Genomic DNA, 12,768 nt, shown 5'->3' with positions numbered 1-12,768 from the left:
GCAAATTCAACCAATTATCATCTAATAATTACAAACTTGTCCCGTTGCATTTTATTAAGTTTATGATAATATTAATTACAATATAAAGCTTTAAATGGTTCAGAGAAGCCACAAGCATAACATGTTATCCATATAATGATTGAACGATTGTGTTCTCATGCTATTTTGTGCGGCGAATCTGGACCCTACAGAATTAAATGGGAGGACAATTTTTTTATGCCAAAATTGACAAAGTATCAAAAGCGAATCACGTGGTCAACTGGGATTGGGTTCATCCTGGAACGAATGGACGCCATGTTCATGTCACTGGCACTGGCTTCAATCATCATTAGCTTACATATTTCAAAGGCTCAGGGTGGTTTACTGCCAGCCATTACTGCCATCGGATCCATTTTCGGTGGCATTGGTTTTGGCGCAATTGCTGACCGTTATGGCAGAGTCAAAACCCTCTGCTGGACGATCATCATCTACGCCATTGGAACCGCCGGAATGGGACTTACCAACTCGTTCTGGATGCTATGTCTCTTTCGCATCATCATCGGGGTCGGTAATTCTGGTGAGTACGGGATTGCGATTACCATGCTAAGTGAGGCCTTCTCCAAGAAATACCTCGGTCGCTTGTCGGCCGCTGCTGGAGTCTGCGGTCAGGTTGGTTCAATTATTGCCTCCCTCCTATCTGCCTTTATCCTTCCTCACTTCGGTTGGCACGTCCTCTTCTTCATTGGGATCGTTCCCGTTATCTTAGCTTGGTTTATCAGATTTCACTTACCTGAGAGTAAAGAATTTACCGAGAACCGGAACGCCATCGAAAAAGATCCTAACCGTGATTTCAGCCACTGGACCGAATTATTCGCCACTCCAGCAGAATGCTTTCTAACGGTCAGAATCATGATTATGTTCATGATCCACATTGCCGGATACAACGGTCTGATTAGTTGGCTTCCCTCAATTGCTCAAGAAAGAATGCACATCTCAGTGGCCGGTTCATCCCTCTGGATGATTGCGACCATCGTCGGCATGTCACTAGGAATCATGTGCTTCGGAATCGTTCAGGATCACCTCGGCAGTCGCCTAGCATACGGCATCTGGCTACTAGCCGCCGCTGCATCGGTCTTTTTGCTGATTATCGCCCAAAATAAGTTGGAATTCCTAATCGGTGGTGGAATCGTTGGTTTCTGTTCCGACGGGATGTATAGTGGTTATGGAACCATCGTCAGCAAGCTCTATCCAACCGAGATTCGGGCAACCGCCAACAACACCATCATGAGTATTGCCAAAAGTGTCGGTAGTTTTTCCACCGTCCTGATTGGATTCTTGATGGATCGCTTTAACCTCATGGCGGTGATCCTCTTTTTAAGCGGGATTTACCTCGTTAGCTTCGTAATCATGCTGTCAATCAAGGAATTAAAACACGAAAACAAGGCGCCAATCACAACGTCAGAAAACACGGAAAAGGTGGCATAATAACTTGAAAGTTCGAATTTTATCAACCAGTGACGTGCACGGATACGTGTACCCCACCAACTACACCACCCGTAATAACCACGCTTCACTTGGCATGCTTCAAGCGGGTGCCATCATCAAAAAAGCAAAACAGGACGAAAAGGCCGACGAAATTGTCGTAGCAATTGAAAATGGGGATTGGATTCAGGGATCACCATTCTCAACCTTTTTGTCAGAACAAGGTGCAGACAAACGTCGTCTTCTCAGTCAAATAACGGCTGACGTTGGATACGATGCTGCTACCCTAGGAAATCACGAGTTCAACTACGGTCAACAGTACATTAGGGACACTGAGAGTGAACGCAACTACCCCATTTTAAACGCCAACATCGAGGGTGCCATTTCGAACAAGATTGCCGACCATCCGTACGTAATTATCGAGAAAAAAGGCGTCAAGTTTGCCATTTTGGGACTGACGACCGCCTTTATTCCCAATTGGGAGCGTCCCGATAACATTCAAGGATTAAAATTTAACTCAGCATTAGCGACGGCCAAACAATATGTCCCCGAATTACGGCAAAAGGCTGATGTGGTCATCGTTGCTTATCATGGTGGGATTGAAGCCGATTCCAAAACCGGTCAGCCAACCGAAAAGGACACGTTAGAAAACGAAGGCTACCGCATCGCGAAGGAAGTCCCTGGAATCGACGCCCTCATTACGGGTCATCAGCACCGTCAGTTATCCGGAAAGATTAATGGTGTTCCATTCACTCAACCGGGAGTTAACGGAAGTGACGTCGGTGAAATTGACCTGGAACTAACTCCCAACAAACAGTCTGTCGCTAGTTCAAGTCACCTCATTTCAACGGCTGACACCCAGCCTGACTATGACCTAATTCCCGATCATCAAATCGAAAACGAGGTGGAAGACTGGCTGGATCAACCAATGGGCCAGACCACCGGAGCAAGCATGCTGATTGATGATCCCATGAGGGTCCGAATGAACAATCATCCATACATCGACTTTATCAATCGGGTGGAGATGGACGCGATGAACGTCGACATCGCCGGAACCGCCCTCTTCAACGATGACATTAAGGGTTTTCATCATGACATCTCAATGCGGGAAATCATCAACGGTTACAGTTATCCCAACACCATCATGGCCGAAAAAATTACCGGAGCGGATTTAAAACGCGCTCTCGAAAAATGTGCCGAATTTTTCACCATTCAAAACGGCAAGATTGTCATTGACCCCAAATTCATCACCCCCAAAATGCAACTATTCAACTACGACATTTACAGTGGAATTGACTATGAATTTGACATCTCCCAACCAGTTGGCAACCGGGTGGTTAAACTCAACTATCACGATCAACCCGTTGCTTATAATCAAGAATTAAAGGTCGCGTTAAATAACTATCGGGCCATTGGTGGTGGCGACTATGACATGTTTAACGCCCGGAAGGTAATCAACGAAAGTCCAGACAGTGCTTCCGACTTAATTGTGCAGTACCTAAAACGACATGACCCCTATGTCGCCACCATCCCGAATAATTTAACGGTCAGAAAATAAAAAGAGCTTCCATTTGGAAGCTCTTTTTATTTACTCATCTTCATTAATAATTTTATCGATAAACTCTTTGGTTCGCTGGTTTTGGGGATGGTCAAAGAGCTGATCCGGCGTATTCTTTTCCTGGATGTAACCATTAGCCATAAACCAGACTTCGTCAGCCACCTTTTTCGCAAAGCCCATCTCATGGGTCACAACTATCATCGTCATGCCCTCATTAGCCAGTCCCTGCATGACATGAAGCACTTCACCGACCATCTCGGGATCAAGTGCACTCGTGGGTTCATCAAACAACATAACCTGAGGATTCATGGCAAGTGCTCTAGCCATGGCAACTCTTTGGGCTTGCCCACCAGAGAGACTGGACGGATAAACATTGGCCTTTCCCTTTAATCCCACTCGGTCTAGTAATTTCAATCCAATTGAAGCCGCTTCCTTGTCCTTTAAGTGTTTCACTTTCTTAGGAGCCAACTTTAAATTTTCTAAAACAGTCATGTTAGGAAAAAGATTAAAGCTTTGAAACACCATGCCAATCCGTTCCCCTAAAGTAGCCACTTCTTTGTGGTTAAACTTCGTTAGGTCCTTTCCATCAAAGATAATTTGTCCACTGGTGGGTTCTTCTAACATGTTCAGACACCGCAGAAAAGTACTCTTCCCGGAACCAGACGGTCCAATCACACAGATGACCTGCCCCGTTTTAATGGTACCGTCGATGCCCTTTAAGACCTCATTTGCTCCAAAATCTTTTTTCAAATCGTTGACTTGAATCAACGCTTCATTATCAGTTTTAGTCATGGTTCATCCTTCTTTCAAAGTAGTTCAGCACTCTTGACAACGAGAACGAGAGGATAAAGTACAGGATCATTGCGACGGCAATTGGTGCCACTCCTCTGTAAGTGTCAGCACGAACGATGTTTAGTTCGTACACGATTTCTGTTACTCCAATGATTGAAACGATGGAACTGTCCTTGATAATGGTGATAAATTCATTTCCAAGGGCGGGCCAAATGTTCTTAAAGGCCTGCGGTAAAATGACCGAAGCCATCATGTCTTTTTTGGAGAGACCCAGACTTCTTGATGCTTCGGACTGGCCCTTGTCGACGGCGTTAATCCCACCTCTGATAATCTCACTGACATAAGCGCCACTGTTTAGAGAAACGGCGATGATTCCGGCGGTTAACGCGGGAATGTTGACCAGAACGCCTAATCCAAAGTAAACGAACAGGACCTGCACCATCATGGGTGTTCCTCTGACAAACTCGGTGTAGGCAACTGACGGCCAACTCAAGAACTTGTATTTCGAGAGTCTCATCAGTACCAAGATGATTCCAAGAATGATCCCGAAGAAGACGGAAACGACCGAGATAATTAAAGTGTACTCAACCCCAGTGGCGAAGTATTTCCAGTAGTGCCACATTGACGTGTTGTGGGTATTAACCTTCATGTGTTTCCCGGCGTCCTTTAGGTACTGTGGTATCAGATTCTTTTTATGGATCTGATCAATACTTTGATTGACGGCGTTTACAAGTGACGTATTGCCCTTCTTAAACGCAATCGCAGTCCCAACGTCGTTTTTATTTAGTTTATAACCAGAATCAACGGCCTTTAAAGCATGATCGTTTGCGACATAGGCTTGAGCCACCGGCTTTTCAACCCCGACGGCAGCAACCTTGTGGGTCTTAAGCGCCAGGACCAAATCCGGCGTCTTGTCCATCCCAACCACGTGTGCGTTGGGGATGTACTGTTTGGCTAAACTTTGTTGCAGGGTCCCGGTCTGCGTTCCAACCTTTTGCCCCTTTAAACTATTTTTGTTTTTAATTTTGCCGGCATCATTTTTGTTGATGAGAAAATCTTGCCCACCGCTATAGTAAATTTTGGAAAAATCAGCATTCTGCTTCCGTTCGGGAGTGGGATTAATTCCTCCAATCGCCATGTCAATCTTGCCCGACTGAACAGCTACTAGCAAAGAATCAAAGCTCATGTTCTTAATCTTCAGCTTAACGTGTAAATTCTTCGCAATCTGTTTGGCAATGTCAATATCAAGTCCAACGTCGTCCTGTTCCCCATTCTTATTAACCTGAAACTCAAACGGAGGATAATCCGGGGCGGTGCCGACCGTCAGCGTGCCCGATTGCTTGACTCGGTTCAACGATTGGTCATCCGCGTGTGCTGGTCGTCGTGTTAACAAGGTACCCATTCCAACAATGACAACGACCAACAACAACTGCATGACAGTCTTTAACTTCGACTTACTCATTGAACTTCATCTCCTTAACAATTTCTTAATTAATTTTTCAAAGTGTACCACCTGTGAAATGAAAAGCAAATCTAATTTAAGAAAATTTGCTACCAAAGAACGCAAAAAGACTGAAGTCATGCGGCTTCAGTCTTTTTTGCTTTTTTTATTTTAATTCAGCTTTAGCCTTGTCAATCTGCGCTCTGACCTGCTTAAATCCAGTTCCACCTTCGGAGTTGCGGCGCTTTACGGCCACTTCTGGATCAAGTTCATGATAGACATCGTCCTGGATTACAGATGAGGCTTTCTGTAACTCTTCTAGGCTCATGTCCTGTAAGTCACGATGGGTTTGAATGCAGTTCAAGACCAATTTACCAACAATTCCATGGGCCTCACGAAACGGAACCCCCTTGGCGGCCAAGTAGTCAGCCAGTTCGGTTGCGTTTGATAAATCATGCTTGGTACTATCACGCATCTTGTCCTTATTGACCTTTAGGGTGGAAAGCATCCCGTTGAACACCTTGAGTGCTGGCAAGACGGTCTTAACCGCGTCAAAGACCCCTTCTTTGTCTTCCTGTAAGTCCTTGTTATAGGCCAGAGGTAGTGACTTCATGGTTGACAGAAGTCCCATCAAGTCACCGTACACGCGCCCGGTCTTCCCCCGAATCAGTTCGGCCATGTCTGGATTTTTCTTCTGCGGCATGATCGAGCTTCCGGTCGAATACTCGTCACTGATTTCTAAGTACTGAAACTCGTAACTAACCCACATACTAATCTCTTCACAGAAACGGGATAGATGCATCATCAAGATGGAACAGTTACTCAGAAATTCCAGGGCAAAGTCACGGTCAGAAACGGCGTCTAACGAATTGGCATAGACCTCATCAAAACCAAGTTCTTGAGCAGTAAACTGGCGATCAATGGGAAACGTCGTCCCGGCAAGGGCTGCCGCGCCCAGTGGCAACATGTCCGTGTGCTTCTTGTTGAATTCAAAACGTTCCTTGTCACGCTTCAGCATCTGGTAGTACGCCATTAAATAGTGGCCGTATGAGATGGGCTGGGCATGCTGGAGATGCGTATAACCCGGCATGATGGTTTCCACGTTTTCATCCGCCATCTTCACCAACGTCTTCTGTAAAGTCGTAATCTCGTCAATGATTTTGGGAAGCCGTTTTTTTAGGTATAAATGAAAATCCGTTGCCACCTGATCGTTTCTGGAACGCGCCGTGTGGAGTTTTCCTGCTACAGGACCAATCCGATCGGTGAGGATCTTTTCAATATTCATATGAATATCTTCATTTGCCTTGGAGAACTTGATTTTACCAGCGTGCAAGTCGGTTTGAATGCCCTCTAAGCCGCTGACAATCTGTTTAACGTCGCCAGCGGGAAGAATGCCAGTCTTTTTTAGCATTTTCACGTGAGCCAGTGATCCCTCAATATCCTCGTCGGCCATTAACTGGTCAAAAGAGATTGACGAACCAAAATTATCAACCGATTCATCAGGTTGCTCGGTAAAGCGACCACCCCATAGTTTATCGCTCATTTACTTTTGTCCTTTTGCTTTTGATTTTTAATCTGAACCTGAGAGTTCACCTTGGTTGGAAGACCCCACAATTTGATAAAGCCCTTGGAAGCCACCTGGTCGAATGAATCCGATGAGGTGTAGGTAGCAAGATCCTTATCATACAGCGAGTTCTCTGACTTTCTGCCAAGGACGGTGACGTTACCCTTAAATAACTTAACTCTGACCACTCCACTGACGTGTTTCTGTGAATCCTTCAAAAAGGCCTGAAGGGACTCCATTAGTGGTGAGAACCAGAGTCCGTCGTAGATGACCTCACTGATTTCGTTTTCAACAATGGGCTTGAAGTGTGCCAAGCCTCTTTCAAAGGTCAAATCTTCGAGTTCTTTGTGAGCTTTAAGGAGTACCGTTGCTCCAGGAGTCTCATAGACTTCTCTGGATTTAATCCCAACTAACCGATTCTCAATGTGGTCAATTCGACCGATTCCATTTTCACCGGCAATCGTATTTAACTCCTTGATGATATCAGCGAACTTCATGGGTTTGCCATTCAACGCAACTGGAAGACCCTTTTTAAACGTAATTTCTAGTTCGGTTGGTTCATCGGGAGTTTCTTCAACCGGTTTGGTCATATCAAAGGCATCTTCTGGGGCACTCACCCATGGATCTTCTAAGACCCCGGCTTCGTTAGCACGACCCCAGATATTACTATCAATTGAATATGGCGAATCTAAATCAATTGGGATATCAATATTGTGATCCTTGGCGTACTCAATCTCGTCTTCTCTAGACCAGTGCCAGTCACGAACTGGACTTAACACGTCTAAGTCGGGGGCAAGGGCATGAATAGCAACCTCAAACCGGACCTGATCGTTTCCCTTTCCGGTACAACCATGAGCGATCGCTTCGGCGCCTTCGTTCTTTGCGACCTCAACCAATTTCTTTACAATCAAGGGTCTTGATAAAGCAGAAACAAGCGGATACGATCCTTCGTACATGGCGTTGGCCTGTAAGTCGATGGAAGCATAATCATCAGCGAATTCATCTTGAGCGTCAATGACGTATGAGCGGACGGCACCCACCTTTAGCGCTTTATTTTTAATGAATTCGGGGTCCTTGTTTTCGCCAACGTTGACGCAAGTCGCAATGACGTCGTAACCTTTATCAGTCAACCAAGCGATGGCAACTGAAGTATCAAGACCACCAGAATATGCTAGAACAACTTTTTTCCTTTTATCTGACATTACTAATTCACCCTTTTCTTTTAAGATTGTTCTAAGAGTACTACGCGAATATTGATTTTTCAACCACCTTTGGGATAAAAGTCACATATTCAAAACTTAAAGGTTCTCGTCAATCTCTTGATCATCACTGTCGGGAATCTTGGAGTCGGCGTGACGCATACCGTAAACGAAGTAAATAATGACACCCAACAGGAACCAAACGACCGCATAAATTTTAGCCTGAATATCAAGTCCCATAAAGACAGCGAGGGAACCCAAAAAGCCTAATGCTGGCAAGATTGGATAAAAAGGAATCCGGTAAGCCGCCTTGGGGAGGGTTTTCCCCTCGCGTCGTCTGAGTGGATACATGGCCAGCGAGACCGCCATGAAGGCAATTAACGTACCAGCTGAAATCAATTGAGCGAGGAAGGTAAAGGGAAAAACGGCTCCCAGAATGATTCCAATGATGGTAATAATCCAGAGTGCGTTACTTGGAATTTTTTTCTGATTCAGTTTGCCAACGGCTTTGGGCAACATTTTGTCACGCCCAAAGGAATAGATTAAACGAGAACCGGCCATCATCATTCCAATCAAAGCCACTAACATCCCGGCAACCGCTACGGCCTGAACGACGGTGGCAACAATGGTGTGACCACTCTGTCGAAGGGCCCAGCCAACCGGCTCGGCGTTGTTGGTGTACAAGGTGTACTTAAACATCCCTACCAACACTAGTGAAACACAGATGAAGAAGATCGTAGCGATCACTAGCGAACCAATGATGCCGCGTGGCATCGTTTTTTGCGGGTTCTTCGCCTCACCAGAGTTAGAGGCAATGGAATCAAAACCAATGTAAGAGAGAAAAATCGTTGAGATTCCGGCGTAGATTCCTTGCCAACCACCGAAGACCGTCCCATCAGGATTCGGGTGACTTTTCGGGAAAAATGGAACGTAGTTTTGAGCCTTGATGGCGGTCGCACCAACCACGATAAAGGCAACGATTGCCAGCAGTTTCAACACTACCAACACGTTTGAGATCCGAGTTGTTTGTTGATCCCCACGCATCAAGATGTAGGTGACAAGTGCCAACACCAAAACAGCAATAATATCAATGACCCCACCATTAGTTCCAAGTGGAGAAGAAATTGCCTTTGGTAGCGTAATTCCAAGTGGCGAAATTAGTCCTTGAACGTTTGATGAGAGTCCAGCGGCAACGAAGGCCACGGCTATTAGGTATTCCGCAAGTAGCGCCCAGCCAACGATCCAACCCCAAAACTTACCGAACAGGACCGAAATCCACGAATAAGCAGAGCCGGCAAAGGGCAAGACGGACGCCATCTCGGCGTAATTCATTGCCACCAGGCCAGCTACTAGTGCTGCCAGGATGAACGAAATGACAACGGCCGGACCCGTGTACTTAGCGGCTACAATCCCCGGTAACGTGAAAATTGACGTTGACAGGATGGTGCCAAGACCAAGGGCCAAAAAGTCTTTTACGGTCATGGTTTTTTCCAAGTGTTTGTCCTTGGAGATGTAAAAATGAAAATCAACTTTCTCATTCATCTTGTGCCAAATATTCTTCATGCTTCAAACTCCTTTTGATTACCAACCCATGTTTGCGGGTGATTTAGTTAATTTTCCGTCGTTTAATTCTTGCATTGCTCGTTCAATAATTGAAAAGGCCCTTTTTAAATCAGCTTCTTTAATTACCAATGGTGGTTGAAATCGTAAAATATTGCCACGAACGGTAATCATGATCGCACCCAACTCAAAAATCCGATAAATCAGTTTGTTAGCAGCATCACCGTCTGGTTTCTTGGTCTGCGGGTCAACAATGTCAATTCCACCATTTAATCCATACATCCGAACGTCACCAATAAAGGGAAACCGGTTTTCCATTTGCTTAAAGAATTGGTTGGCCAGTTTGCCCAATCTTGCGCTTCGTTCTACTAAGTGCTCATTTTTAATGACATCTAGAGTAGCGTTAGCAGCGGCCGCCGACACTGGATTACCAGCCGTAGTAAAGGTATTCCCAGGCGCATCAAGAGCATCCATAATTTCTTTTCGACCCGCAACGGCACTGAGCGGCAATCCAGACGCAATTTATTTCCCAATTGCAACTAAATCTGGATGAACATCCTTGAAGTAGTCGATTGACCACATCTTCCCACTGCGTCCAAGGCCTTGATTAACCTCATCTACGGCAAATAGGATCCCGTGATCATTGGCAAATCGATACACACGATTTAAAAATCGTTCTGGTGCTTTAATAAAACCGCCATCACCCTGAATGGCCTCGACCTCAATGACCGCCGTCTCTTCAGCTGGTAAATAAGTTTCAAATGGCAACTTAAAGGCCTCAAACATCCGATCGCTGAATTCATCATCACTTTCACCCTTTAGACGATTCCATGGACTTGGGTAGGGAACCTTAACCACGCCAGGTAAGAGTGGCCCAATTTTTCGTGACATGTTAAGACTAACGGCGGAAGTGCTGATTGCACCATACGTGGAACCATGATAAGCACCAGTAAAACTCACAATGTATTGCCGGTCCGTGAACGCTCTCGCAAATTTAATGATCGCATCGTTCGCGTCAGATCCAGAATTACCAAAAGCCACTTTAGTTGGTCCATCAATTGGGGCTAATTTAGCTAATCGTGGCGCTAACTTAGCTTCCTCAGAAGTCGCAAAATAGGCGGGAGTGTATTGAATCAACCGGCTAGCTTGGTCTGAAATGGCTTTGACAACTTTCTGATGACAATGTCCGGTATTAGTTGATGATGCACTGGATAAGAGATCAATGTAAGTGCGGCCATCTTCATCCGTTAAAATGGCTCCTGTCCCTGATTTAATTACAATATCAAAATACTCAATTCGTGCCGCCTTTGAATAGGCCTGCTGTTCGTGATCCAGCGTTTCTTTATTTGTCATTTCAAACCCTCCTTAAACTATTTATTAAAGTTAACTTCTTGATAATAAAAAAAGCCCCCCAGTTCACGTAACTGGAGGACTTTACCTACTTACCCTCGCAGTTACCAACAAAACTGTGAGGACTTAAAGAAGAAGTTAGCTCTGACTTAAAAGCATCTTATTATCCACACAATTTTTAATTATCACTGTGACTAAAATGAATAATAAAACGCTAATCATGGAAAATACTGGTGTCGTCATCGCTAAAACTTCCTTTCATTAGTTTCACTGATTGTAAATTGAAACGACCAATCCTGTCAATGCTTTTTTATCAATTTCTTAACAAACGACAAAAGAAAAGCTGAGGTCAGATTAAACTTCCAACCTCAGCTTTTATCATTATGCTTTTTTTGATTTAACTTGTTTAACGTAACTATTCGCTTGCTTCCGGTTAAATTCATGTTCAGAACTTCCAATTACCACCGTCGCAAGTGAGTTGCCGACCACGTTGACTGCGGTTCGACCCATATCAATGAACCGATCAATGCCCGCAATGAAGGTCAGACCGGACATTGGAACCCCAATGGTTGAGATGGTTGCAAGCAACACGACAAAGGAGGCGCCTGGGACTCCGGCCATTCCCTTTGAAGTAATCATCAACACAATCAGCAAGGTGACCTGTTGTCCTATGGATAAGTGAATGTTATAGGCCTGGGCAAGAAAAAGAGCCGCTAGTGACTGGTAGATTGCCGAACCGTCAAGATTAAAGGTGTATCCGGTTGGGATAACAAACGAAACGATTGATGGACTAACGCCAAAGTGATCCATTTTTTGAATCATCTTTGGTAGAACCGCCTCGGAGCTGGCAGTCGAAAAGGCTAACACAATTTCATTCTTGATAACTGCCAAAAGGTCCGAGAGCTTGAAATGGCAGAGACGTGCCACTACTCCCATCACTACGAGAACGAAGACAAGCATGGTGAGGTAAACTAAGAAAACAAAATAACCTAATGGCAACAGGGCCTTAATTCCTAGTTCGGCCAAGGTCACGCCAATTAAAGCACATACTCCGATGGGAGCTAGGTGCATAACCCAGTTCGTGATCTTAAACATAACTTCTGAGACGGCACTCATGAAGTTAATGATAATTTGACCCTTTTCACCAATCGCAGCGGTCCCCAAACCGAAGAAGACCGAGAAGACGATAATCGGCATCATATCACCCTTGCTTAATGACGCAAAGATGTTAGTAGGAATTAAGTTCATAATCATGGACCAGATCCCCGTGTTCTTAGACTGTTTGGCAGTCGCTATGTATTGACTAATGTCAGTCGATCCATGCATTTGATGGACGTTGATGTAAGTTCCAGGATGAGCGATGTTAGCGACCAGGAGACCCAAAATAATGGCAACAGTGGTCATCAATTCAAAGTAAACTAGGGTCTTGACTCCAATTCGTCCGACCTTTTTGATATCACCCATTCCGGCAATTCCAACCGTCAAACAGGAAACCACAATTGGTAAAACAATCATTTGAATCAAGCTAATAAACATGGTCCCAATGTTTTGCATCACGTTAATGGCATCTTTATTCTGATAAAAAATAACACCTAAAATAATCCCTAAAAACAAGCCAAATACAATTTGCCAACCGAGTGAAAAACGGTACCAGCGTTGCTTTTTCATAAAATCACTACCCTTATGACTTAATTGTTGGTAATTATACACCTAATTTACGACACAAAAAAAGAGTTCCTAACCAAATTGGTTAAAAACTCTGGGTTGCGTGGCAACGTCCTACCCTCGCAGGGGGCGATCCCCCAACTACTCTTGGCGTGCTGAAGCTTAACTTCTGTGTTCG

Annotated in this window: 8 protein-coding genes and 1 pseudogene; 2 read left to right on the top strand and 7 right to left on the bottom strand. The window is 44.8% G+C overall.

Annotated features, from left to right (window positions below):
• Positions 1 to 216 precede the first annotated feature (216 nt).
• Positions 217 to 1,464 (top strand): MFS transporter, encoded by a 1,248-nt coding sequence (locus tag AC6UDD_RS06010; protein WP_500719651.1) that lies wholly within the window; start codon positions 217 to 219, stop codon positions 1,462 to 1,464.
• 4 nt (positions 1,465 to 1,468) lie between these two features.
• Positions 1,469 to 3,019, top strand: coding sequence for a bifunctional metallophosphatase/5'-nucleotidase (locus tag AC6UDD_RS06005; RefSeq protein WP_500719649.1), 1,551 nt, complete (start codon positions 1,469 to 1,471; stop codon positions 3,017 to 3,019).
• A gap of 30 nt (positions 3,020 to 3,049) precedes the next feature.
• Here the strand turns inward: AC6UDD_RS06005 and AC6UDD_RS06000 are convergent, their stop codons facing one another.
• The 7 genes and pseudogenes from AC6UDD_RS06000 to AC6UDD_RS05970 all read right to left on the bottom strand — a co-directional run bounded on the left by AC6UDD_RS06000 (position 3,050) and on the right by AC6UDD_RS05970 (position 12,593).
• Entirely contained in the window at positions 3,050 to 3,811 is a 762-nt protein-coding gene (locus AC6UDD_RS06000) for an amino acid ABC transporter ATP-binding protein (protein WP_500719647.1), read from the bottom strand.
• Complete coding sequence (locus AC6UDD_RS05995; protein ID WP_500719645.1) at positions 3,804 to 5,273, bottom strand: ABC transporter substrate-binding protein/permease; 1,470 nt, start codon at positions 5,271 to 5,273, stop codon at positions 3,804 to 3,806. The genes AC6UDD_RS06000 and AC6UDD_RS05995 overlap by 8 nt, the downstream gene beginning before the upstream one ends.
• Before the next feature lie 145 nt (positions 5,274 to 5,418).
• A complete protein-coding gene (argH, locus tag AC6UDD_RS05990; protein ID WP_500719643.1) occupies positions 5,419 to 6,795 on the bottom strand; it encodes an argininosuccinate lyase in 1,377 nt (458 codons plus the stop codon).
• Positions 6,792 to 8,018, bottom strand: a complete 1,227-nt coding sequence (locus AC6UDD_RS05985; protein WP_500719641.1) for an argininosuccinate synthase — start codon at positions 8,016 to 8,018, stop codon at positions 6,792 to 6,794. Before AC6UDD_RS05985 ends, argH begins: the two co-directional genes overlap by 4 nt.
• A 96-nt stretch (positions 8,019 to 8,114) precedes the next feature.
• A complete protein-coding gene (locus AC6UDD_RS05980) occupies positions 8,115 to 9,578 on the bottom strand; it encodes an APC family permease (RefSeq protein ID WP_500719640.1) in 1,464 nt (487 codons plus the stop codon).
• 18 nt (positions 9,579 to 9,596) lie between these two features.
• Positions 9,597 to 10,928 (bottom strand): annotated as a pseudogene (locus AC6UDD_RS05975) (aspartate aminotransferase family protein).
• A 378-nt stretch (positions 10,929 to 11,306) separates the two neighbouring features.
• Positions 11,307 to 12,593 (bottom strand): cation:dicarboxylate symporter family transporter, encoded by a 1,287-nt coding sequence (locus tag AC6UDD_RS05970; RefSeq protein ID WP_500697021.1) that lies wholly within the window; start codon positions 12,591 to 12,593, stop codon positions 11,307 to 11,309.
• Between the last annotated feature and the right edge of the window lie 175 nt (positions 12,594 to 12,768).

This window comes from Fructilactobacillus sp. X2R1C3, from assembly GCF_059901425.1.
The sequence above is the reverse complement of the archived record's forward strand: the minus strand, read 5'-3'. Positions and strand labels throughout refer to the sequence as shown.